This is a genomic window from Citrobacter sp. Cpo091 (genome assembly GCF_030332645.1).
Lineage (GTDB): Bacteria > Pseudomonadota > Gammaproteobacteria > Enterobacterales > Enterobacteriaceae > Citrobacter > Citrobacter portucalensis.
On sequence record NZ_JAOWHL010000034.1, the window covers coordinates 551,835 to 575,605 of the forward strand.

Consider the following 23,771-nt stretch of genomic DNA (forward strand, 5'->3'; position numbering starts at 1 on the left):
ATGCAACATGAAGGATGACATGTATTTAAGCTTTACGTTCCGGCGCGCCATGCACCATGGTATAGGCATAATCCACGCCCATACCGTAGGCGCCGCTGTGCTCGCGTACCAGATCCATTACGGCGTCGTAGGTTTCTTTGCGGGACCAGTCGCGCTGGTACTCGAGAAGAACCTGTTGCCAGGTTACGGGTACGGCACCTGCCTGTACCATGCGGTCGATAGAACGCTCATGAGCATCTACGGACGTGCCGCCGGAGGTATCCGTTACCACATAAACTTCATAGCCTGCCTCCAGTGCCATCAGCGCCGGAAAAGTCAGGCATACTTCGGTCCACAGCGCGGAGATAATCAGTTTTTTACGCCCGGTCGCTTCCACTGCTTTCACAAACGCCGCATCTTCCCAGGAGTTCATTGAGGTGCGTTCAATGGGTTTGACATCAGGATGAACCGCTAACAATTCCGGCCAGATATATCCGCTAAAACTTTTGGTTTCTACAGAAGTATAAATCACCGGAACATTGAATATTTTCCCGGCTTTCGCTAATGCCACGGTATTATTTTTTAAAGTCTGGCGATCAATATTCGCCACACCGAATGACATTTGCGGCTGATGATCAATAAAAATAAGCGTAGAATTTTGAGGGTCAATCAGTTCCCGAATAGACATAGCACACCTTCTTAATCAATAAGTTAAAAGGCAACGGTCTGTATCTGCCGTCAGCAGCAGGATCCTGAATCAGAAAGCTTGTTGAGTATAGCGGGAAATTTCTAACGAGTTATTAAAGAAAACTTACTATCCTGTGAAACTATTAATTTTGTGTTGCGATATATCCTAAACAACATCAAAAAAATGCGCATGACTCATCTAATTTATTCACTGGCATTGTTTTTCTTCATTCGGTACAACAGAAGGGTTTAATTTTCAGGATATTTTCTGCTTATGCGCATTAATCTGGATGTTTTGCTTATTCTCGACGCTCTCGACAAACAGGGTTCATTTGCCGCAGCGGCCGAGTCGCTGTTTAAAACCCCTGCCGCACTCAGCTATATGATTCAGAAGCTGGAAAGCGATTTGAATATCGAGCTGCTTGACCGTTCCGGGCACCGAGCAAAATTTACCGATACCGGACAGATGATGCTGGAAAAAGGGCGTTTGCTGTTGAATGCGGCAAAAGATCTCGAAAAGCAGGCGGTACAGCTGAGTTCAGGCTGGGAAAAAGAGCTGGCAATTGCGCTGGACGACTCCTTCCCTTTCTCCGCGCTGTTGCCCATTATCGATGAATTTCATGCGCTGAATAAGCAAACTCGCCTCAGTTTTACCCACCATACGCTGGCGGGCTCCTGGGAGGAGCTGACCCATAATGGAGCCGATATTATTCTGGGGGCAATTAATGAACCGCCAACGTCTGCAGCCTGGTCCTATAAAATGCTCGGCACGTTGGACAATGTGTTTGTCGTTGCGCCTGAGCATCCGCTGGCCGCAGCAGCAGACGGCCTGACCAACGAACAGTTATGCCTGCATCGGGCGATTGTTATCAGCGACAGCGCCCGCTTCTGCCATCCGTTACAAACCAATCTGATGGAGGAACAGGCGCAAATCCGCGTCGATGACTTCCACAGTAAGGTGATGCTACTACGAGCCGGTATGGGCTGCGGATTTCTCCCCCGCCATATTGCCAGCCCGTGGCTTACCACGGGCGAGCTGGTGGAAAAAACGGTTATCTCATTTCGCCAAAAAGACGTGGCTTATATGGCATGGCGCAATAACCGCGATGGGCTGGCACAGCGCTGGTGGCGGGAAACGCTGCTGGCAAGCCAGGAGATTGCGCGCTTATATCAATGACCTATCCATACCGAGGCGGAAATCGCCGGCAACGTCAGGATATCGTCGGCAAGCATGCCGTTGCCCTCTTTGTGCTGCCATTGACTCACGCTCAGTAATGGCGAGGCTGGCAGGACCACTTCACAAGCGTGGCCACGGTTAATCGCCACCAGTACGCGCTGTCGGTTTAGCACGCGAACAAACACCACCACGTTATCCTCGGCGTAAATCACCTGGCAACCACCGTGGCGCAGCGCCTGATTCTGGTGGCGTAGTTTTGCCAGCCGCTGATACAACGCCAGCAGAGTAGCGTCCTGTTTTTCAGGCTGCCACGGGAACGGTTTGCGACAAAACGGATCGTTGTTCCCGTCCAGCCCCACTTCGTCACCGTAGTAAATACAGGGCACGCCAGGCCAGGTAAACAGCCACACCACCGCTAGCGGTAACCGTGCGACGTCTTTACCGAGTAGAGATTTAAAGCGGGCGGTATCGTGGCTGTCGAGCTGATTAAACATCCGCAGCTGTTGCTGATGCGACAACCCCGCGCGGTAGTTATCCATCCATGCCATACAGGTCTGGGCATCAATGGATTGCGGGTCGTATGAGATATCGGTATTGGCGAGAAATCCCCAGAGGGGGAAAGTAAAGCCGCGATAGTTCATGGCGGCATCTTCTGCATCAGCCTGCAACCACTGGCGCGCATCGCCAAAATGCTCACCCACCACATACGCCTCTGGCTGGGTTTCTTTTGCCGCCTGCGTAATTCCGGCCACATGTTGTAGGTTGTTACGTGCGCCTCCGGCCTCTCCCAGCATGTGCACCACATCAAGACGCCAGCCGTCCATACTCCACGGCGCTTTCAGCCAGTGGCGGACGATACTGTCTTCACCACGATAAATTTCATTCACCAGGCTTTCCGAGGAAAAGTCCAGCTTAGGTAAGCTGGAATATCCCAGCCAGTCGAGCGCAACGCCGTCGGCTGAAAAATGATACCAATCGCGCCAGGGGGATTCTGGATTATGGCACGCCCCATCTGTTCCCCGATTATGTCGGTCAAACCAGGCGTGCGAATCGCCGCTATGGTTAAAGACGCCGTCGAGAATCAGACGCATGCCCTGCTGTTGGGTGTTGTGCCGCAGACGCAGTAGCGCCCTGTCGCCGCCAAATTGCGGATCAACATGACGGTAATCTTCGGTATCGTATTTATGCACGCTCGGGGCGGTAAATACAGGATTCAGGTACAGCGCCGTGACCCCTAACGTTTTCAGGTACGGTAGCTTTTCGCTGATGCCGTCCAAATCGCCGCCATAAAACGTGGAGCCACCGGCCTGAGCCGTAAGCGGTTCGTCCCATTCGCGCCGCACGATGTCGTGTCCGGCGGCGTGGTGGTAATAGACGTTATCCTGGCCCGCTTCACGCGACTGGCTGCGGGCAAAACGGTCCGGGAAAATTTGATAGAAAATCTGATCGGCAACCCACTGCGGACCGTTATCCGGCACATCAACCGCAAACTGCTCCAGACGCGCAGGCGGAAAACGGCTGAATCCCTGTGGGGTGAACCACAGCTGACGATCGAGCCAAAGTAATTTAAAGCTATAGCGTCGACGAGGCTGCCCGCTGGAGAGATCGATCGCCGCTCGCCACGCGGTCACACCCGGCTGCGGCTGGCTGCGCTGCTTGTGCATAGCCAGCGAAATCTCTTCGTTATCGTTTTCTGCGCGTAGCGTCACCCGCTGGGGTGGATTTTCCCCCGCCAGCCATAATGTAATCGTCAGTTGATCTTTATTTTGCTTAACAAATTGGGCAACCGGAAGGTGCCAGGCGTTCAACATCACGTATCCCCTTTGATGATAATGACGTCACCTTGCCATAGCGAAGTGCAGGATCACTCATCATCTTAACGTTTATTGGGGGAGGAGTTCGGGGGAGGAGAAAATTGCCGGGTAACGCAAAGCTACCCGGCAAAAATATTACTGTGCTTCAGCCAGTTGGCGCTCGCGACGGCGCTTGAATCCCCATCCGACCAGCAGCAGGACAATCCACGCAAAGCCGACGTACAGCGAAATGCGGGTATCCGGATGATAGCCGATGAGCGCGATGATAAAGACCAGGAAAATCAGGCCAACAACAGTCGTCGTGACCCCACCCGGTACTTTAAATTTCAGCGCTTTGACCTCATCCGGCGGCAGACGACGACGGAAAGCAATCTGCGACAGCAGGATCATAATCCACACCCATACCGTGGCGAAGGTCGCCAAAGAGGCGATCACCAGGAAGACGTTTTCCGGCATGATGTAGTTAAGATACACCGCAAACAGCAGCGCGATAGTCATCACCATTACCGTCACCCACGGCACGCCACGACGCGACGTCTTGGCGAACATTTTCGGGGCACTGCCCTGCTCCGCCATGCCGTGTAGCATACGCCCCACACCGAAGACGTCAGAGTTAATAGCCGACAACGACGCAGTCAGAACCACAAAGTTGAGGATCCCGGCAGCAAAAGTAATGCCCATATGCTGGAACGTCATAACGAACGGGCTACCGTCGGTACCCACCTGGTTCCACGGGTAGATAGACATAATGACGAACAGCGTCCCCACATAAAACACCAGGATACGCATTGGTACGGAGTTGATGGCGCGCGGAATAGATTTTTCCGGGTCTTTGGCTTCGCCTGCGGTAATCCCGATAATCTCAATCCCGCCATAGGCAAACATCACCATTTGCAGCGACATCACCATGCCGAGCCAGCCGTTGCTGAAGAAGCCACCGTTGCTCCATAAGTTATGGATACCGGTAGGTTGCCCGCCGTTGCCAATCCCCCAAATGATGATACCGAAACCGGCGACAATCATGATGATAATGGTGGCGACTTTGAAGAACGAGAACCAGAACTCCAGCTCACCAAACACCTTCACGCTCATCAGGTTGATGGCGCAGATAATCAGAACCACGCTGAGTACCCAAATCCAGTGCGGTACCGCCGGGAACCAGACGCCCATGTATATGCCGAAGGCTGTCACGTCGGCAATGGCGACAATCAGGATTTCAAAACAGTAGGTCCAGCCGGTAATGTAGCCTGCCAGCGGTCCGAGGTTTTCCTGCGCATAGCGCGAGAAGGAGCTGGCTGCCGGGTTATGAACAGACATTTCGCCCAGCGCACGCATAATAATGTACGCCGCGACACCGCCGATAATATAGGCCAGCAATACGCTTGGCCCCGCCATTTTGATAGCGTCGGCCGAGCCGTAAAACAGCCCGGTACCAATTGCTGAACCTAATGCCATAAAGCGGATGTGCCGGGTGCTCAGCCCACGCTTTAGCTTGTTATTACTTTCCATCGATTCCTAACCTGTTAACACAATAAAAAAACCACGGGGCCATGTTAATAGCCCCGTGGTTAAAACTTATTGTCAGTGATATTAGTGTGCGCTGGAGGTCACTTGTCGACCCGCGGCGCGATCCCAAATAACTGCCAGGACCACCATCACGACTGTTGGCATCAACCACGCCAGCCCCTGCTCCGCCAGCGGTAAACGCTGGGTCCAGGCCGGTAACACGTCGCCAATTGCAGAAGCTTTAATGCCATCAAGGATACCAAAAATCAGGCTGATAAACATCGCAGGAGCAATGACGCGGGAAGAATTATGCCACCATGAGCGGGTAAAGCTTAATACAACCAGTGCGATACATGGCGGATAGATAGCCGTCAGCACCGGAATAGAGATCTGAATCAGATGGCTCAGACCCAGGTTAGAAACCACCATCGAGAAGCCGCCGAGGATAAATACCAGCGTACGATAAGACAGTGGAACGTACTGGGCAAAGAACTCTGCGCACGCACAGGTCAGGCCAACCGCGGTGACCAGACAGGCGATGAAAATCAGCGCCGCCAGCAGGAAGCTTCCTGCACCGCCAAAGGTGTGCTGAACATACGCATGCAGAATCGCCGCGCCGTTAGCAGACTGATCGACCAGAATCGCGCTGTCTGAACCCAGACGGAACAGCGCGAGGTACAGCAGCGTTAAGCCCACACCCGCCATTAAACCCGCCCAAACGGTATAACGGGTCAGCAGACGCGCTTCAGTAACACCACGCGAGCGAGCGGCGTTAACGATAACAATACCAAACACCATCGCGCCCAGCGTATCCATGGTCAGATACCCGTTCACGAAGCCATTAGAAAACGCCGCAGTTTGATAGGCTTCCATCGCATTACTGATCGGGCCTGCTGGCCAGACGATTGCAGCGACAGACAGGACCACCAGCGCCAGAATTTTCAGCGGTGCCAGGAAATTACCCACCGTATCCAGCAGTTTGCCCGGATAAAGCGAAACCAGAATGACAATCGCGAAATAGATAACGCTATAGATAAACAGCGGCAGCGCAGAGTCACCAGTCAGCGGTGCAATCCCGACTTCGAAAGAGACCGTCGCGGTACGCGGGGTAGCGAATAACGGCCCAACGGCCAGATAGCAAACGGTCGCCAGCAGCAGACCGGCAACTTTACCGATAGGCGTGCTCAGTCGGTCCACACCACCGCCGACTTTCGCCAGCGCGACAACGGTAAGTACCGGCAGGCCAACGGCCGTAATCAAAAAGCCAAAAGCCGCAGTCCAGACGTGTTCACCTGCCTGCAAACCAACCATTGGGGGGAAGATGATGTTACCTGCACCAACGAACAGTGCAAATGTCATAAATCCCAAAGCGATAATATCGCGCGATTTTAACTGATGGGTCATAAAGTCTTACTGCCTGTGGATGTGGTGTTGAAAATAGTAAATTTTTGCCTTTCCCTGGGGGACAATACAGCGGCATTTTTGCTCAATTCCAGCGGGAAACACTCCCGACCTGGCGCGGCGAAGAATAGTTTTTCGATTTACCGCGTAAATGCAGTCGGTATGACAGCACCTGGAGCGCAATTTAAACGCTTATAACGTTTTAAAGCAAGGTGGGATCCAAAAACCAGAACAATATAGCGATATGAAAAATAGGGTTAGCACAAAACACCATTTCATGGAAAAAGGTATGGGTAATAATTCGAACAAAAAACAATCAAACGTCGTAAAATTCAGGAGGCATCTATTGACCACATAAAAAAAACCAGCTTGCGCTGGCTTTTGGAAAGATTATCTTACGAATACGTCTTAGCCGTTACTTTTGGCAATGAAACGTTCCGGGATCATGAAACTAAATCGCGTCCCTTTGCCTGGTTCGCTTTCGATGTTCAAACGGCTGTCGTGGTGATGCAGCGCATGTTTCACGATGGCCAGACCCAGCCCGCTACCGCCCGTTTGTCGCGATCTCGCCTTATCCACACGATAAAAACGTTCGGTCAAACGTGGAATATGTTCGGGGGCAATGCCCGGACCGTTGTCTTCCACGCAAAACTCCGCCCCCGACGCCACATGCTGCCAGCGTACGGTAATGTGCGTTCCCGCAGGTGTATGGTTAACCGCGTTGTACACGAGATTCGAGATAGCGCTACGCAACTGCTCCTCGTTGCCTCGCACATTCAGGCTGTTATCGACATCAAAGGTAAACGTATGTTTATGCTGGCTCAGGGTTTGCGCTTCGTGCTCGATCACGCGCAGCATCATGGGCACATCGACTTTCTCATTCAGTTGCAACGTCGGCGCAGCTTCAATTTTTGACAGCGTCAGCAGCTGTTTCACCAGGCCTTCCATACGGTACGTTTGTTCGCGCATGGTATGCAGCGCTTTTTCGCGCGTTGTCCCTTCCAGCGGGTGCTCCTGCATCATTTCCAGGTAGCCTTGCAGCACCGTCAGCGGTGTGCGCAACTCATGGCTGGCGTTGGCGAAAAAGTTACGCCGTGAACCTTCCAGTTGGTGCATCTGGGTAACGTCGCGCGCCACCATCAACAATTGCTTATCGGTATAGGGCATCACGCGAATTTCCAGATGCCGTCCGGTATTGAGCACCAGATTTATTGGCCGGCTAAAATCGCGCGTTTTCAGATATTGTGTGAATTCCGGGTAGCGCAGCAGGTTAAGAATATTCTGCCCGCTATCGTCCGGCCAGCGCAGTCCCAGAACCTGCTGAGCCAGTCCGTTACACCAGAAGATACCGCCTTCTTCGGTGGTCAACACCACCGCGTCGGGTAGGGATTCCGCCCCGCTGCGAAAACGTTTAATCAGGTTACCCAGTTCTCGACGGCGCTTTTTGTTGCGAAGCTGCATTTGATGCAGCCCATATAACAACGGCTCCCAACTGCCTCGCCCCGGCGGCGGCGTCATGCTTCTGTCGACCCATAACCACCAGGACAAACGTAATAAATTCCAGAAATGCCAGATAAGCAGGCCCGTTACCGACGCCAGTAAAAACCAGGGCAGGTAACCGAAAAAAGCGCTAAGGATAAATGCCGGTATGCAGCACAGGATCAGCTCCAGTACCAACCTTTTCCATGACAATCGTTCTAGCAAACGTCTTACTCCATAAACGGCCTAATCCATCAGGCCCTGATTCTTGTCAGTCAAAAGCGGGTCGAAAAACGATATCCCGTCCCACGAACTGTCTGCACCATACGATCGTGTCCGCTGTGCTCCAGCGCTTTACGTAAGCGGCGGATATGCACATCCACTGTCCGGTCTTCTACGTAGACATTGGTTCCCCAGACATGATTGAGGAGTTGTTCACGACTGTATACGCGTTCGGGGTGAGTCATAAAGAAGTGCAACAGTTTGAATTCGGTCGGCCCCATATCCAGCGGTTCTTCGCCGGTCATCACGCGATGCGATGTGGGATCAAGACTCAGCCCCTGCATCTCAATAACCTCTTCCACCGCCATGGGGGAAATTCGACGCAGCACAGCTTTAATACGCGCCACCAGCTCCTTGGGAGAAAACGGCTTGGTAATATAGTCATCCGCACCGGTTTCCAGACCCCGGACGCGATCTTCCTCTTCTCCCCTCGCCGTCAGCATCATCACGGGGATGTCCCGCGTCATGGCTTCGCGCTTGAGATGCTTAATAAACTGTAGACCCGAGCCGCCGGGAAGCATCCAGTCAAGCAGGACGAGATCCGGCCAGGGTTCATTGAGTTGGTTCACAGCACTGTCATAGTCTTCGGCTTCTACGGGTTGAAAACCGTTTTGCTCGAGCACGAAGCAGACCATTTCACGAATTGGAGCTTCATCTTCTACGACCAGAATACGTCTCGCCATGATTTGCCCTGTTTATAATTAAATCGTTTGCCATCAATACGGTGCCATTATGCGTCAGTTTTATGACAGATTTATGAAAAGATAGTCCAGGTTTAACGCAGCCAGACGAATTATGACAGCCCGGAGACAAGATATTACCGTCCCTGAAAGGTTATAATCCCCGCCACTGTTTTATCGTCATGGAACTCTTATGCGCATCCTTCACACGTCTGACTGGCATCTGGGCCAAAATTTCTACAGCAAGAGCCGCGCCGCTGAACATCAGGCCTTTCTCGACTGGCTGCTGGAGACGGCACAATCCCAGCAGGTGGATGCCATTATTGTGGCGGGCGATATTTTCGATACCGGCTCACCGCCAAGCTACGCCCGTGAGCTGTATAACCGTTTTGTCGTCAATCTGCAGCAAACTGGCTGTCATCTGGTCGTGCTGGCAGGCAACCACGATTCCGTCGCCACGCTCAATGAATCCCGCGATATTCTGGCGTTTCTCAACACCACGGTCGTTGCCAGCGCCGGCCATGCGCCGCAGGTGCTGCCGCAACGTGATGGCACGCCGGGAGCGATCCTGTGTCCGGTTCCTTTCTTACGACCACGTGACATCATTACCAGCCAGGCCGGGCTAACCGGACAAGAAAAACAGCAGCATCTGCTGGGGGCGATCACCGACTATTACCAGCAGCAGTATCAGGACGCCTGCACGCTGCGTGGCGATCGAAACCTGCCCATCATTGCGACCGGGCATTTGACCACCGTTGGCGCCAGTAAAAGTGACGCCGTACGTGACATTTATATCGGTACGCTGGACGCCTTTCCGGCGCAAAATTTCCCACCCGCGGACTACATCGCACTGGGGCATATTCACCGGGCGCAGGTTATCGGCGGGACGGACCATATTCGCTACTGCGGTTCGCCGATTGCCCTCAGTTTTGACGAGTGCGGCAAAAGCAAATGTGTACATCTGGTGAGTTTCGAAGCGGGGAAACTCAGCGCCGTTGAAAATCTCACCGTACCGGTCACCCAGCCGCTTGCGGTACTGAAAGGCGATTTAGCCGCCATTACCGCCCAGCTTGAGCAGTGGCGTAACGTGCCACAAGAGCCGCCGATATGGCTGGATATTGAAATCACCACCGACGACTATCTGCATGACATGCAACGTAAGATCCAGGCCTTAACCGAAGATTTACCGGTCGAGGTGTTATTGGTGCGCCGCAGTCGGGAACAACGTGAACGTATTATGGCCAATGAACGACGCGAAACGTTAAGCGAGCTAAGCGTAACGGAAGTTTTTGACCGCCGCCTGGCGCTGGAAGAGCTCGAGGAGCCTCAGCGTGAGCGGTTGAATCAGCTGTTTAGCGCAACCTTACACACGCTTGCCGGGGAGAGTGAAGCATGAAAATTCTCAGCCTGCGCCTGAAGAACCTCAACTCCCTGAAGGGAGAATGGAAAGTCGATTTCACGGCAGAACCTTTTGCCAGTAACGGGTTATTCGCCATCACCGGGCCAACGGGCGCGGGGAAAACCACCCTGCTGGACGCGATTTGCCTCGCCCTGTACCACGAAACACCGCGCCTGAATACAGTGTCACAGTCGCAAAACGACCTGATGACCCGCGACACCGCGGAGTGTCTGGCCGAAGTTGAGTTTGAGGTGCGCGGCGAAGCCTACCGCGCATTCTGGAGCCAGAACCGGGCGCGCAATCAGCCCGAGGGCAACCTGCAGGTCCCGCGCGTAGAGCTGGCCCGCTGCGCTGACGGTAAAATCCTCGCCGATAAAGTCAAAGACAAGCTGGAGATGACAGCCGAGCTTACCGGGCTGGATTACGGGCGTTTTACCCGTTCGATGCTACTGTCTCAGGGCCAGTTTGCCGCCTTTCTTAATGCCAAACCGAAAGAGCGCGCCGAGCTTCTGGAGGAGTTAACTGGTACTGAGATCTACGGCCAAATCTCCGCCATGGTGTTTGAAAAGCACAAGTCGGCGCGTACGGAGCTGGAAAAACTGCAGGCCCAGGCCAGCGGCGTGGCGCTGTTAGCACCAGAGCAGGTGCAGTCCCTGACGGAAAGTTTGCAGGTACTTACTGACGAAGAAAAACAATACCTTACCAGCCAACAAACCCAGCAACAGCACCTCAACTGGCTTATTCGGCAAAATGAGCTTCAGACGGACATAAACCGCCACCAGCAGGCATTACAGGCAGCACTTCAGGCGCAAGAAGACGCGCAGCCGCAGCTGGCAGCGCTGAGCCTGGCGCAGCCGGCCAGAGCATTGCACCCTCACTGGGAGCGAATCCAGGAACAAACGGCTACTATCGAGCGTACGCGCCAGAAGATTCAGGAAGTGAATGCTCGCTTACAAAGCAGCTTAGCGCTGCGCGGACGCATCCGTCAGCAGGCGCACACGCAGTCAGCCGCTATGCTGGCCGAACAACAGACGTTAACCGACTGGCTGAACGAGCATGACCGCTTCCGCTTATGGAGTAGCGAACTGGCTGGCTGGAAAGCGCTGCTGGCGCAACAGTCCGACGCCAGCACCCAGCTACGCCAGTGGCAGCGGCTGCGGGAGAACGACACACGTAAGCTCGATGCCCTGCAGCTTCCCACGTTGACCCTTTCGCCGCAGGAAGTGACAGAAGCGCTGGCTCAACATGTGCAGCTTCGTCCACTACGCCAGCGCCTCAGTAATCTGCACGGGCAAATCGCCCCGAAGCAAAAGCAACTGGCACAGCTACGCGCTTCACTGGTGCAGCGCCAGCAAGAGCTGACCCAGCGCAACGCGGTACTTGCCGAGAAACGTCAGCGCTATAAAGATAAAAATCAGCAACTTGTCGATGTGAGACTCATTTGCGAGCAGGAAGCCCGCATCAAAGATCTGGAAAGCCATCGGGCATTACTGGAATCCGGCAAACCTTGTCCGCTTTGTGGCTCTACTACACATCCGGCTATCGAGCGTTACCAGACGCTTGAGCTGAGCGTAAATCAGGCACGACGTGAAGCGCTGGAAAAAGAGGTCAAAACGCTGGCCGATGAGGGTTCAACCCTGCGCGGGCAGCTTGAGGCGATAACGCAGCAACTTCAGCGCGATGAACATGAAGCACAGAGGCTTTCTCAGGAGGAGCAAGCACTTACTCAAGAGTGGTTGACCGTTACCGCTAGCCTCAACGTATCGCTACAACCGCAGGATGACATTGCCCCGTGGCTGGCCGCTCAGGAAGAGTACGAACAACAGCTTCACCAGTTAAGCTTGCGTCATACCCTGCAGGCGCAAATCGCCGCGCATACCGAACAGATTACTCAACTCCAACAGCATATTGACCAGCGCCAGGCAACGTTAACCTCAGAGCTGGACCGTCATGGCCTGGCCCTTCCGCCCGAGGATGACGTCGCCTCATGGTTAAGCGAACGGGCGAACGAAGCGCAAATGTGGCAACATCGCCAGAATGAACTGACTGAGTTACAGGCCCGGATTGCCCAGCTTGCGCCGCTGCTGGAAACGCTGCCAGAATCTGAGGCGCTTTCTGAAAACATTGAGGATCTGTCGCTGGAAAACTGGCGGCAGGTGCACGACGATTGCCTCTCTTTACAGGGACAGTGGCAAACCTTGCAGCAGCAGGAAGCACAGGACGTTCAGCGCGCCGCGGACATTCAGGCGCAGTTTGATGCCGCATTGCAGGCCAGCATCTTTGACAACCGTGACGCCTTTATTGCCGCCCTGCTGGATGAAGAGACCTTCAACCGTCTTGAGCTGTTGAAACAATCGCTGGAAAACCAGCAACAACAGGCACAAACGCTGCTTAATCAGGCCCAGCAGGCGCTGGTGACTCATCAACAGCAGCAACCAACCGGGGTGGATCTCACGCTCACGGCACAACATCTTCGCGACACGCTGGCGCAGCTCACCCAACTGCTGCGGGATAACACCACTCGTCAGGGAGAAATTCGCCAGCAGCTCAGGCAGGATGCTGAAAACCGCCAGCAGCAGCATGCGCTGATGCAGGAGATTGAAAAAGTCGCGCAGCAGGTCGAGGACTGGGGATATCTGAATGCGCTGATCGGCTCGAAAGAGGGAGATAAGTTCCGCAAATTTGCCCAGGGCCTGACGCTGGATAACCTGGTCTGGCTTGCCAACAACCAGCTAACCCGTCTACACGGTCGCTATTTGTTGCAGCGCAAGGCCAGCGAAGCGCTGGAGCTGGAGGTGGTCGATACCTGGCAAGCCGATGCGGTGCGTGACACGCGTACGCTCTCCGGCGGCGAGAGCTTCCTGGTGAGTCTGGCGCTGGCGCTGGCATTGTCCGATCTGGTCAGCCACAAAACGCGAATTGACTCCCTGTTCCTCGACGAAGGCTTCGGCACGCTGGACAGCGAAACGCTGGATACCGCGCTGGACGCACTGGATGCACTGAACGCTAGCGGTAAAACCATTGGCGTGATCAGCCACGTCGAAGCAATGAAAGAACGCATTCCGGTGCAAATCAAAGTGAAAAAAATTAACGGGCTGGGTTACAGCAAACTCGACAACACTTTCAGAGTGGAATGACGCTGATTTTTCGACGTATTGATATTGCCGACAAGATCGGCAATATCATTCCCTGCATATTATTCTTACGCTTAAAAAATAACCGCTAGCGGTAAATCATATCAAAGGTCGCCGTGGCGTTGATTTCGCCGGCCCGCAAGTTCTCATTTAAACGTATGACGTGAGCTTTAAACGGCAGAGCGACGCTCCCTTCTGCACCATTTTTTATCGTGGACAGGAGCTCGCCAAAATTCACTAACCGATCGTTATATAAAATTTGTACACCGACACCTTGCGCAGACGTCGGAGAATCAAGATCATTTAATGTCAGAATAGTGCTATCGCCTGCTGCCGTTGTACCAGAAAATAATACATTGACATTGGTATCCTGATCGCACGTCAAATCAATTTTAAAATCAACCGCATCACCAGTATCACCCGGGTTATTCAGGCTGACAGTTTTAAAGTAACGCCCCAAATTAACAGAAATATTCTTACTATTAAGTACACAACTGGCACTGTTAACTACCACATCTGCATCGGTAAAGTTAATATGAAGTTGGGCGGCGGATTCATATATTCGGGAAGCACTAAATCGTGATAATTGCAAGGGAGTATCTGTAATAGGTTGCCCGGTTGAGATTAATCGCACCTCAAACATTGCCGATACATTTGTGTATTCACACCCCTTACATGTTTTATTACCCTCGGCCTTTGCCGGAGAATAAAAAATACGGGCATCACTTGGTGAGTAGCTTTTGCCACTATCAACAGACAACCACCAAATTTTAATCCCAATGCCTGGATTATTCGTCTGATAAACATATTCTTCAACACCATTTACCAGCGTCAATGATGAGTCATCATATCCACGATAGATTGGGTGCACCCCATTACAAAATATATCCGATTGATTTGGAGCACTAAGATAACCGCTATCCCATAGGACAGTTCCTGCAGGGACATCGCGCTGAGCGTTAATAGTCGGAACGGTGACCGTATAGGTTGCAGCTGTCGTATCATTTTTATAATAACATGAAGCATAACTTACCACTGACCAGTTTAGTACAAAAAATACAATCACATACCTAATGAAGGATATCATTATCACTTTCACCTTTATTTACACTCTGCCGCTAATATAGCAACGGTTTTGTTGGTAAGTTCATCGGCAGGAATAGCAATCTGCGCGGTACACTGCTGTGTTGCTTTCTCACCCCACTTCACCATAACGCGATCGCCTGCCGATACACCGGTTAAATAAACCTGTCCGTTATCACCCACGATACTGGCATAATTTTTTTCGTTTTCCCCTGCCAATGCCGCAAGCGCGCCGAAAGGAACGTTATTTCCATTATGTTGTAGCGTTAACAAAACACGTATACCGGTGCGTGCAGAAAATGTTGCCAGTGTGACCGCACCACGCGAAGGAATCACCTGTTTGACGGGCTCCTCAATATCAACCTGCGGGTTACTTGCCGTATTCAATATAATGTTATTCGTTCGATAGGGTGAGGCATATGGAATAACAGCGTAGCCATAGGAATCAGTATATACGCCGGTACTGTTTTCTACTTTAATATCAGGCCCATCGTCGGCATCGACTAAGGTCACCGTTTCAGGTAGCGACTGTGCTAAAGTAAACCCGCCAGCATGGCCGATAATCCCACCTTGTAACTTATAATTCACTTGCCTGCTGTTGTTGTCATAATTGTACCCACCAGAAACAGAGCCAAATGAGCCTTGCCAGGTGGCATTCATACTTCCATTCTCCCCCATTCCATTATTCCCCCAGGACTGCTGGAGATTATAATTGAGGTTATCATCCTGCAATGCAGTACCACTGATCCCAATCAGATGTTGCTGACTACGATGACGGTTATCTGTATAAGTATAATTCGCCCAGGCACTGGGTAACCATTTATCTAAGGGAATACTGACAGTAAATGAAACCTGCTCATCTCGATGTGAGGTTGGCGTTTGCGTCAACGAATAGTTGAGCATAAATCGGATCCGTTCCCAGTTCTGGTTATAACCGACAGAAACCGTGCGCTCATAACCCGCCAGCCCCCAGTAATCTTGCTGATAACCGGAGAGATAGAAAGAACCTAGCTCATTCAGGCTCTGGCTGATATTTACCTGAAAGCGGCTACGACGGTTATTGGTATTGCGATAAGCATAAAAACTGTCGTCATCAATAGCGTTAGTTCGGTTATTTAACGTTTCCGTAAACGTATAAAAATTACGGGTAGAGTAACGATAACTCGCAAGCGTAAGATTGGTGTTGGTCGTATCGATATTCTTCGCATACTGGGCACGATAAGACATCCCCTGCCAGACGTTATCAGCCACTTCGCTTCTGGCCGTTGTGGCATCAAACGAAAACGCGCCAAAATCATGAAGATCGATACCAAAACCTAATGCCGCGGAACGATAAAAATCACTGCCCAACACGCCGCTATACACGGTAAAACCATAAGGCAACCCATAGATAAGTTGCGCTTCGACCAGATTAGGATCCTCTGATGTATCATTATTTTGGTAATGCCCGGCGGCAACGCTATATTGCAATGCCCCCTGTCGCTGCATGATAGGTAAAGAAGACGACGTCTGAACGAAGCTACGCTCACTCCCATCAGCCTCCGTGATTGTTATATCGAAATCACTGCCGGAAGATACCTGCGGTACATCCGTAATTTCAAACGCCCCTGCGCTGACATAGGTTTGATAGAGAGTGTAGCCATTTTGCTTAATGGTCACCTTAGCATCGCTTTTCGCAATCCCCCGAATCACCGGCGCAAACCCTTGTTGGCTATAGGGCAGCATAGCGGTATCTGTTTGCAGACGAATACCACGAATCGGAAGGCTGTCAAAAATATCTCCCGCAGTAGAGCTATCGCCGAGCGTCAGTTGGCTACGCAGGCGCTTTATATCCCGCTGAATATACGTCGAAATGTTTTCCCAACCGTCTCCGCTTTGGTAATTTCCATTGTTTCGTATGCGCCACGGCCCTACATTCAGTCCACTGTTTAAACTCAGGTAATTTTGTGTCGACGAGCCCTGAGAGCTGTAGTGTGTTTTAGAGCCGCTATAGTAATAACCCAACAGGGCAGCAGGTATCCCATCATCCCAATTATCAGGGTCGATATACCCCTGCACTTCCTGATTAACAGCAACTTGCGGAACACGAATATCCAGCCGTTGTTGCTGAGTGGAGAAAGTCCAGGAAGCCTCTTCAATGTAACGTCCGATATCATCAACCGTGGCGTCATCAGACATCATTTTCATCAATGGCATTTTGCTGACATTGACGCCATAGGCGGCCAGTTCTGATTTTTTTAACACGGGAATGAGTGCGGTATGGGCTTCATTAAGCACATACGTCACATTCTTTTTTTCAACAAAATGATTATTAAAATAAACAGAACTGAGGTAGACGCCTGGTGCAAGTGCATTATCGTCTAAAAAAGTACGGATCGCCTCTGCGCTGTCTATTGGGGAATCAAAACGTAGCGCATCAATATTAAACTCATCATCAGCAACTTGTGATTCAGCGATACAAAACGGACTACACAACATCAATGCGGCGGCAATAGCTGATAATTTCAATGAGAGAATTTCATGATAATTATTGATAGGCCGCATATTGTGGATATCCTTATCCGCCGAATTTAAAGTGACTTTTCCTGTTCGGAAGTGGCATTACCGTAGTCGTCAATTGCGCTCCACCGAACAGACTTAGCGTTCCCACCCGGTAGGGAATAGATCATTTTTGAATAGGGTGAAATCATCATAGACACAGCAGAAAGTGTATCTTTCGGCGGCTTTACCTCTTTGCCGTCAACGGTCATATTATGCAAAGAAATATAGTATGCCGTCGGGTTATCCACAGCCAAACGTCCACCTGAAACCGAAAATATCAGGCTTTTGTATGCTTCTTGCGCGTCGCTTTTATTTAATCCCTTTGGTCGCCATATCAGCTTAATACGACTGCGGGTAGCCAATTGTAGCTTACTTTGTTGTACTAACACTTTAGGCGTCGCTTCGATAGACTTGATATTAGCCCAAAAAATTTGTTCACGATCTTTTGTCAGGATGCCATTTTTATCGACTGAGATAAAATGCAGGATATTTGTCTGTCCGCCAATAAGTTTAAATAACGGAGGAGTAATAATAAGAGGAGGCTTACTTTTATCATTCTTATCGAAGTTATCAACCCATGCCTGAACAAGCTGATTTCCATTACCCGTATTTTTTACCGTTGCCTGAACTTCATCTACATCTCCAGGATAAATAATACGCGTATTGCTAATTTGCACCCCCGCCGAAGCAGCGTTTTGAAAAAGAATGAATATTGCTGAAAACAGCAAACCAGAAATGTTGAGATTCATCATTCATCCCTTATGGCTAAATCTCGAAAAGAATTACAGGACATACCCTGATTATCCTATGGCATATCCTGTCTGGACTTACATCACTCCCACTCTACATCCCTTATGGATAGTAAATGGTATAGGTTGTGGTTGCGGCAAACTCGCCGCCTTTGATACTCGCCGGATCAACGGTTGCCACAACTTTTGATGTGAAGTTAAACGTCAGGTCATTTTCTTCGCTTGCCCCGGTCGTTTGAGCAAAAGCAGAGTTCGCTTCGTCGTTAAAAACGACTTTATCATTGCTGGCATCAGCGCCATAAACCACAATACCAACACCGGTATCAACGCCGCCAGTAAGCGCTTTCAGCTGCGTATTTTCCGTTGCGGTATCACCTGCAAAGGTCAGGTTTACCACAGTATTTGCCGGGCACTTAGTCAATTTAATTGCAAATGGCTGAACCTGAGACGCTTCTTCGCCAATACCAGCAAAGGCGTTCGTCCCCAGCGGGGTAAAGGGTACCTGAACATCTTCGCTGTCTGTATCAACCTGGCAAGGTGGGTTAATAATAGTACCGGTAAAAGTGACGGTGCCCTGGTCATCAGTTAAGTCTGCCGCATGCGCAACATTGATAGCCGCAACAAGCAACAAAGAGGCAGAAAGGAGTACTTTCTTTTTCATGTGAAATTTCCCTATAATAAATTTTATTATCTTTCGAATGCTGCCTCTGAAATTTCCGCCAAAGACTTTTGCATATAAAAATCCCAAACAGTCCTCAGAAGAGGTCCGAAAGATAGAATCTTATGCGTTCTAACCCAATGGATATTGTGGTCGGCATATATAATATAATATGATTTTTATTTCATCAATAGCACAAAGACAAAAAACAATACCATTATAAAACAGTAAGTTAAAATAAATTAATCGCACAAAGAAAAACAATATTTAAATAATATATAGCTATGCGCTTTATATATAAAAAATAAATCACTATTGATTCATATACGCTATGAATACAATAATCCATTCCCAACCAGAAATCGCCCATCAATAAATTATTATTTTAGTGTATTTTATATATTGAAAAGACTACAATTCCGAGTCCGTATGTTATCGGCATCTAACATGCAAATAATTGCTTTCAAGAATAATTGCAATCGTTCGTTCAGACTTCACAAATATGATAGCATTAGCCCTACTTAGCTGTTGTTGCTGTGTATGACAGGTGGTATGAAAAAAGTCATTTTCTCTTTAGCCCTGGGGACGTTTGGGCTGGGCATGGCCGAGTTTGGCATCATGGGTGTACTCACCGAATTGGCGCGGGACGTGGGAATTTCCATTCCTGCCGCTGGCCATATGATTTCGTTTTACGCCTTTGGCGTGGTGCTTGGCGCGCCCATTATTGCACTCTTTTCCAGCCGCTTTTCGCTCAAGCATATTCTGCTATTTCTGGTCACGCTGTGTGTGATTGGCAACGCCATTTTCACCCTCTCCTCCTCGTATTTTATGCTGGCGGTGGGCAGGCTGGTTTCAGGCTTCCCGCACGGCGCATTTTTTGGCGTTGGCGCAATTATCCTGTCGAAGCTCGCCCGCCCGGGAAAAGTCACCGCCGCCGTTGCGGGCATGATTTCGGGTATGACCGTTGCCAATCTGGTTGGCATTCCCGTCGGCACCTGGCTGAGTCAGGAATTTAGCTGGCGCTATACGTTCCTGCTGATTGCCGTCTTTAATATCGCCGTGATGGTCTCGGTCGCTTTTTGGGTACCCAACATCAGCGATGAAGCAAAAGGAAACCTGCGCGAACAATTTCACTTTTTGAAAAGCCCCGCCCCGTGGCTCATTTTCTCCGCCACCATGTTTGGTAACGCCGGGGTTTTCGCCTGGTTCAGCTATGTCAAACCATACATGATGTTCATCTCCGGCTTTTCCGAAGCGCTGATGACCTTCATCATGATGCTGGTAGGATTAGGAATGGTGTTGGGAAATCTGCTGAGCGGTCGGCTGTCTGGTCGCTATACGCCGCTGCGCATTGCGGTGATAACCGACTTCGTGATTGTGCTGGCTCTGCTGTTACTCTTTGCCTTTGGTGGGATCAAAGCCGCGTCGCTGACCTTCGCCTTTATTTGCTGCGCGGGCCTGTTTGCCCTGTCGGCACCGCTGCAAATTTTATTGCTGCAAAATGCTAAAGGAGGGGAGCTGCTGGGTGCGGCTGGCGGGCAAATTGCCTTTAACCTCGGCAGCGCGATTGGCGCCTACAGCGGTGGCATGATGCTGACGCTGGGCTTTGCCTACAACTACGTGACGCTGCCGGCGGCACTGCTGTCGTTTTCTGCGATGTCGTCACTGTTGCTGTACGGTCGCCTGAAGCGCGCAGTACCCCAGATGACACACGCTGCCGGATAGCATCTGCGCTACCCGGCTACGCGAACCTTACTCCTGCGGCCACAGCCAGGCCGCACCGCGTACACCGCTGGAATCCCCGTGTAGCGCCTTGCGTAGAGGCGTTTCGCATTCGCCGCCAAAGACAAACTGCTTAATCAACGTCGGAACGTTTTGATACAGTCGGTCGACATTGCTCATTCCGCCCCCCAGCACAATGACGTCCGGATCGAGAATATTCACCACATGTGCCAGTGATTTCGCCAGACGACGCTCATAGCGGCTCAACGCCTGCTCCGCAAGAGCATCCTGCGCAGTAACAAGACTGATAATTTCATTGCCTTTGAGCTGCTTACCGCTCAGACGCTGGTAGTCGGTGGCAAAGCCGGTCCCGGAAATGAAGGTTTCAATGCAGCCTTGTTTACCGCAATAACAGGGTACTTCCTGTCGGAAACACAGCTCATCTTCGTCCATCCATGGCAGCGGATTATGCCCCCACTCGCCCGCGGTACCGTTACCGCCCGTGTGCGCCCGACCATTCAGCGCTACACCCGCGCCGCATCCGGTGCCAATAATTACCGCAAACACGGTTTGCGCCCCTGCCGCTGCGCCATCCACCGCTTCAGAAACCGCCAGGCAATTGGCATCATTCGCCAGGCGCACTTCACGGTTCAAACGCATACTTAAGTCTTTATCAAAGGGTTGCCCGTTAAGCCAGGTTGAGTTGGCATTCTTGACTACCCCAGTGTAAGGCGAAATTGAACCGGGGATCCCCATCCCCACGGTTCCCGTCTGCCCGGTGGCGTTTTCCGCCATCTCCACCAGCGTGGCGATGGTTTCTATCGTTTGCCGATAATCATCACGCGGCGTGGGCAGGCGATGGCGAAAAAGCTGTTCGCCCGCATCGCCAAGCGCAATAACTTCCGTTTTCGTACCGCCCAAATCGATACCTATACGCACTGTTTGCTCCTCTTCCCGATTAACAATGCAAGCATAGCGACAATTCGCTATCATGCCCGCTGGATTTAACGACAAGGCCGTGGAAATTATCATGCTGTGGTTCAAAAATTTAATGGTTTACCGTCTTAGCCGCGATGTTTCTTTGCGAGCCGAAGAGATGGAAAAACAGCTGGCATCAATGACGTTCACCCCTTGCGGTAGCCAGGATATGGCAAAAATGGGCTGGGTTCCGCCGATGGGATCGCACAGCGATGCATTAACGCATACCGCCAATGGCCAAATTATTATCTGCGCCCGCAAAGAAGAAAAAATTCTGCCGTCGCCGGTTATCAAACAGGCGCTGGAAGCCAAAATATTCAAACTGGAAGCTGAGCAAGGTCGCAAACTTAAGAAGACCGAAAAAGACTCGCTGAAAGATGAAGTTCTGCACTCATTACTGCCGCGCGCCTTTAGCCGCTTCAGCCAGACAATGATGTGGATCGATACCGTCAACGATCTGATCATGGTTGATTGTGCGAGCGCGAAAAAAGCCGAAGATACGCTGGCGCTGCTGCGTAAGAGTCTCGGTTCACTGCCGGTCGTTCCGCTGACGATGGAAAACCCTATTGAGCTGACGCTGACCGAATGGGTTCGCTCCGGCACCACGGCGCAGGGCTTCCAACTGCTGGATGAAGCTGAACTGAAAGCGATCCTTGAAGACGGCGGTGTGATCCGTGCGAAAAAACAGGATCTGGTCTGCGACGAAATCGCCGTGCATATCGAAGCGGGCAAACTGGTCACTAAGCTGGCCCTCGACTGGCAGCAGCGCATTCAGTTCGTTATGTGTGACGACGGCTCCATTAAGCGCCTGAAGTTCAGCGACGAGCTGCGCGATCAAAACGAAGATATCGACCGCGAAGATTATGCTCAGCGTTTTGATGCCGATTTCATCCTGATGACAGGTGAACTGGCGGCGCTGATTAAAAGTCTGGTGGAAGGATTAGGCGGCGAAGCGCAACGTTAAGCTGTGTTTAGCGAATGGCGACTCAATATCGCCATTCGTCATTTTTACGATTACAGGTAACGGCAAAGATAGGATGTTGGCTCTGCTACCTGCAGATGAAACTCGCTGTTGCCCGGTACGTTAAACACGTCTCCTGCGGCATACACTTTCCACTCGGTTTCCCCTGGCAGCAGCACGTTCAGTGCGCCACTTACTACCGTCATCTCTTCAGGCGCCGCAGTACCAAAGGTATATTCACCTTCAGCCATCACACCTACACTGGCGCGGCCAGTACTGCTGCTGGTAAAACCGATCGATTTTACTTTGCCGGAAAAGTATTCATTACTTTGAAGCATACAACTGGCCCTATCTCGTGATTAAGTTAGGAACCAATATAGGGGGCTGACGTTCCACCTGTCACGCAAAATTACGCCAGCAATTCCGAAGCCAGTCGGGCAATCAACACATTGGACAGCAGAACCGGGACATCCAGCGACTTTTGCAGTAAATCACGATGACGTTGATGAAACCCCAGGCAGTCCAGCATAAGAACATCAGCACCTTGCTCAAGGAGATATTTCCCGGCATCAATCAGCTGTTGTTCAGAACCTTCTACTGGATTCGCCACGGCGTACACTGGCGGAGTTTGTAACACCTGCCACTTTTGTGTCTGGGCTTTGAGCAATTCAGCAACAGGTACAATGACCCCAACCTGATGCCCTTCGACAATTGAAGCCACTAACGGGGGAATAATGCGTATGGGTTCCAACAAGATACTATTGCGGGCGGTCAGACGGGTGATTGAGGCGGTACTCATCAGCAGGATCACATCAAATCCCTGATTATCGAGAACCTCCACAATGCTTTGCAGCGAGCGTTCCACTTTTTGACGTGAGACATGAGCAAGTTGGTGGTCGCTAAGCAGCGTTAATAACAGCTCGTCACCGGGTGAAGCTCCGTACTCAGCCATCACATCTTCTCGCTGCATCTGCCCCAGCAGACTGTGGTGAGTAATGTGCTGTTCATCAATATATTCCGTCAGGAGCGGTAACATCTCACACATCGGCACAACGCCAATCGTGAGGATAGCCAACGACGTACTCATTTGTTGCTCCACCGTCTTCTTACTTTGCTGTGAAATCCCGGATAAGTACCGGGCGCTGACCTGTGCTACAAATGCTCAAAAGCGTAGCAGTAGATCGGCGGTGTATTGTGTAAAGATTCCAGATCATTCCAGTACTGGATTGTTATTGTTTAATTTTCAATTTTTACTGTATACGGCGAAATTTAAAATAATGTGATGCACGCCCGGACTGGCACTTTTAAGACTCGTGCCAGAGCGGTCTTCATATCAGGTTTTATCGGGGTCTTCGTAGCGTTTTTTAGCATCCATCGCTTCCTGAGCTGAAGGATGCTCACTGATCAACGAATTCGGTTTAGGGTGGTCGGCACGAAGTTGATACCAGGTTACCGTCTGGCCTGGCGTCCCTTTTTCAACCGTAACAATGGTCGCTTGACGTGGGTAAGGTGGTTGTGTCGGCATAGTTCTTCCTTTTCAC

At 51.1% G+C, this 23,771-nt stretch carries 19 protein-coding genes; 5 read left to right on the top strand and 14 right to left on the bottom strand.

The window, feature by feature from the left end:
• Positions 1–25: 25 nt before the first annotated feature.
• The gene (locus OGY04_RS13255; protein WP_003021513.1) at positions 26–667 is read right to left on the bottom strand and encodes a hydrolase; all 642 of its coding nucleotides are present in this window, start codon (positions 665–667) and stop codon (positions 26–28) included.
• Between the two features lie 273 nt (positions 668–940).
• On the opposite strand from OGY04_RS13255, the gene OGY04_RS13260 reads away from it, so the two are divergent.
• Entirely contained in the window at positions 941–1,843 is a 903-nt protein-coding gene (locus OGY04_RS13260) for a LysR family transcriptional regulator (protein ID WP_286585380.1), read from the top strand.
• Here the strand turns inward: OGY04_RS13260 and malZ are convergent.
• From malZ to phoB, 5 genes are all read right to left on the bottom strand, one after another.
• Positions 1,837–3,654: a maltodextrin glucosidase gene (gene malZ, locus OGY04_RS13265; RefSeq protein WP_286585381.1), complete on the bottom strand. Its 1,818-nt coding sequence runs from the start codon at positions 3,652–3,654 to the stop codon at positions 1,837–1,839. The two genes, OGY04_RS13260 and malZ, sit on opposite strands and share 7 nt — an antisense overlap.
• Before the next feature lie 138 nt (positions 3,655–3,792).
• Positions 3,793–5,166, bottom strand: a complete 1,374-nt coding sequence (proY, locus tag OGY04_RS13270) for a proline-specific permease ProY (protein ID WP_008783922.1) — start codon at positions 5,164–5,166, stop codon at positions 3,793–3,795.
• A gap of 81 nt (positions 5,167–5,247) precedes the next feature.
• Positions 5,248–6,567, bottom strand: coding sequence for a branched-chain amino acid transporter carrier protein BrnQ (gene brnQ / locus OGY04_RS13275; RefSeq protein ID WP_003021501.1), 1,320 nt, complete (start codon positions 6,565–6,567; stop codon positions 5,248–5,250).
• A gap of 405 nt (positions 6,568–6,972) precedes the next feature.
• Entirely contained in the window at positions 6,973–8,268 is a 1,296-nt protein-coding gene (phoR, locus tag OGY04_RS13280) for a phosphate regulon sensor histidine kinase PhoR (protein WP_003830971.1), read from the bottom strand.
• A 50-nt stretch (positions 8,269–8,318) separates the two neighbouring features.
• A complete protein-coding gene (gene phoB / locus OGY04_RS13285) occupies positions 8,319–9,008 on the bottom strand; it encodes a phosphate response regulator transcription factor PhoB (protein ID WP_003830970.1) in 690 nt (229 codons plus the stop codon).
• Between the two features lie 190 nt (positions 9,009–9,198).
• On the opposite strand from phoB, the gene sbcD reads away from it, so the two are divergent.
• Both sbcD and sbcC read left to right on the top strand, forming a co-directional pair.
• Entirely contained in the window at positions 9,199–10,401 is a 1,203-nt protein-coding gene (gene sbcD / locus OGY04_RS13290) for an exonuclease subunit SbcD (protein ID WP_267445066.1), read from the top strand.
• Positions 10,398–13,541: an exonuclease subunit SbcC gene (sbcC, locus tag OGY04_RS13295; RefSeq protein ID WP_286585382.1), complete on the top strand. Its 3,144-nt coding sequence runs from the start codon at positions 10,398–10,400 to the stop codon at positions 13,539–13,541. The genes sbcD and sbcC overlap by 4 nt, the downstream gene beginning before the upstream one ends.
• An 85-nt stretch (positions 13,542–13,626) precedes the next feature.
• Here sbcC and OGY04_RS13300 read toward each other — a convergent pair whose 3' ends face one another.
• The 4 genes from OGY04_RS13300 to OGY04_RS13315 all read right to left on the bottom strand — a co-directional run bounded on the left by OGY04_RS13300 (position 13,627) and on the right by OGY04_RS13315 (position 18,572).
• Entirely contained in the window at positions 13,627–14,625 is a 999-nt protein-coding gene (locus OGY04_RS13300; protein WP_060682669.1) for a fimbrial protein, read from the bottom strand.
• Positions 14,626–14,639: 14 nt separating this feature from the next.
• Positions 14,640–17,165 (bottom strand): fimbria/pilus outer membrane usher protein, encoded by a 2,526-nt coding sequence (locus tag OGY04_RS13305; protein WP_286585383.1) that lies wholly within the window; start codon positions 17,163–17,165, stop codon positions 14,640–14,642.
• Between the two features lie 26 nt (positions 17,166–17,191).
• Positions 17,192–17,911, bottom strand: a complete 720-nt coding sequence (locus OGY04_RS13310) for a fimbrial biogenesis chaperone (protein ID WP_060682670.1) — start codon at positions 17,909–17,911, stop codon at positions 17,192–17,194.
• A 103-nt stretch (positions 17,912–18,014) separates the two neighbouring features.
• Positions 18,015–18,572 carry a fimbrial protein gene (locus OGY04_RS13315; protein WP_079934862.1) on the bottom strand — a complete coding sequence of 186 codons (558 nt, stop codon included), beginning with the start codon at positions 18,570–18,572 and terminating at the stop codon, positions 18,015–18,017.
• A 549-nt stretch (positions 18,573–19,121) separates the two neighbouring features.
• Between OGY04_RS13315 and araJ the strand changes: the two genes are divergently transcribed.
• Entirely contained in the window at positions 19,122–20,294 is a 1,173-nt protein-coding gene (gene araJ, locus OGY04_RS13320) for an MFS transporter AraJ (protein ID WP_032942515.1), read from the top strand.
• A 27-nt stretch (positions 20,295–20,321) separates the two neighbouring features.
• Here the strand turns inward: araJ and mak are convergent, their stop codons facing one another.
• Positions 20,322–21,230, bottom strand: a complete 909-nt coding sequence (gene mak, locus OGY04_RS13325; RefSeq protein WP_234692786.1) for a fructokinase — start codon at positions 21,228–21,230, stop codon at positions 20,322–20,324.
• A 91-nt stretch (positions 21,231–21,321) separates the two neighbouring features.
• On the opposite strand from mak, the gene rdgC reads away from it, so the two are divergent.
• A complete protein-coding gene (gene rdgC / locus OGY04_RS13330; protein ID WP_003021479.1) occupies positions 21,322–22,233 on the top strand; it encodes a recombination-associated protein RdgC in 912 nt (303 codons plus the stop codon).
• 50 nt (positions 22,234–22,283) lie between these two features.
• Here rdgC and ppnP read toward each other — a convergent pair whose 3' ends face one another.
• From ppnP to yaiA, 3 genes are all read right to left on the bottom strand, one after another.
• Positions 22,284–22,568, bottom strand: a complete 285-nt coding sequence (gene ppnP / locus OGY04_RS13335) for a pyrimidine/purine nucleoside phosphorylase (RefSeq protein WP_003021477.1) — start codon at positions 22,566–22,568, stop codon at positions 22,284–22,286.
• 71 nt (positions 22,569–22,639) lie between these two features.
• On the bottom strand, positions 22,640–23,317 hold the full coding sequence (locus OGY04_RS13340) for an AroM family protein (RefSeq protein WP_003830963.1): 678 nt from the start codon (positions 23,315–23,317) through the stop codon (positions 22,640–22,642).
• Between the two features lie 246 nt (positions 23,318–23,563).
• Complete coding sequence (gene yaiA, locus OGY04_RS13345; RefSeq protein WP_003021472.1) at positions 23,564–23,755, bottom strand: protein YaiA; 192 nt, start codon at positions 23,753–23,755, stop codon at positions 23,564–23,566.
• Between the last annotated feature and the right edge of the window lie 16 nt (positions 23,756–23,771).

Coding starts and splice junctions, on each gene's coding strand:
- brnQ (WP_003021501.1), bottom strand. CDS start 6,567: ATGACCCATCAGTTAAAATCGCGCGATATTATCGCTTTGGGATTTATG.
- OGY04_RS13315 (WP_079934862.1), bottom strand. CDS start 18,572: ATGAAAAAGAAAGTACTCCTTTCTGCCTCTTTGTTGCTTGTTGCGGCT.
- rdgC (WP_003021479.1), top strand. CDS start 21,322: ATGCTGTGGTTCAAAAATTTAATGGTTTACCGTCTTAGCCGCGATGTT.
- OGY04_RS13255 (WP_003021513.1), bottom strand. CDS start 667: ATGTCTATTCGGGAACTGATTGACCCTCAAAATTCTACGCTTATTTTT.
- OGY04_RS13260 (WP_286585380.1), top strand. CDS start 941: ATGCGCATTAATCTGGATGTTTTGCTTATTCTCGACGCTCTCGACAAA.
- sbcD (WP_267445066.1), top strand. CDS start 9,199: ATGCGCATCCTTCACACGTCTGACTGGCATCTGGGCCAAAATTTCTAC.
- OGY04_RS13300 (WP_060682669.1), bottom strand. CDS start 14,625: ATGATATCCTTCATTAGGTATGTGATTGTATTTTTTGTACTAAACTGG.
- yaiA (WP_003021472.1), bottom strand. CDS start 23,755: ATGCCGACACAACCACCTTACCCACGTCAAGCGACCATTGTTACGGTT.
- phoB (WP_003830970.1), bottom strand. CDS start 9,008: ATGGCGAGACGTATTCTGGTCGTAGAAGATGAAGCTCCAATTCGTGAA.
- OGY04_RS13310 (WP_060682670.1), bottom strand. CDS start 17,911: ATGAATCTCAACATTTCTGGTTTGCTGTTTTCAGCAATATTCATTCTT.
- malZ (WP_286585381.1), bottom strand. CDS start 3,654: ATGTTGAACGCCTGGCACCTTCCGGTTGCCCAATTTGTTAAGCAAAAT.
- OGY04_RS13340 (WP_003830963.1), bottom strand. CDS start 23,317: ATGAGTACGTCGTTGGCTATCCTCACGATTGGCGTTGTGCCGATGTGT.
- sbcC (WP_286585382.1), top strand. CDS start 10,398: ATGAAAATTCTCAGCCTGCGCCTGAAGAACCTCAACTCCCTGAAGGGA.
- araJ (WP_032942515.1), top strand. CDS start 19,122: ATGAAAAAAGTCATTTTCTCTTTAGCCCTGGGGACGTTTGGGCTGGGC.
- proY (WP_008783922.1), bottom strand. CDS start 5,166: ATGGAAAGTAATAACAAGCTAAAGCGTGGGCTGAGCACCCGGCACATC.
- ppnP (WP_003021477.1), bottom strand. CDS start 22,568: ATGCTTCAAAGTAATGAATACTTTTCCGGCAAAGTAAAATCGATCGGT.
- OGY04_RS13305 (WP_286585383.1), bottom strand. CDS start 17,165: ATGCGGCCTATCAATAATTATCATGAAATTCTCTCATTGAAATTATCA.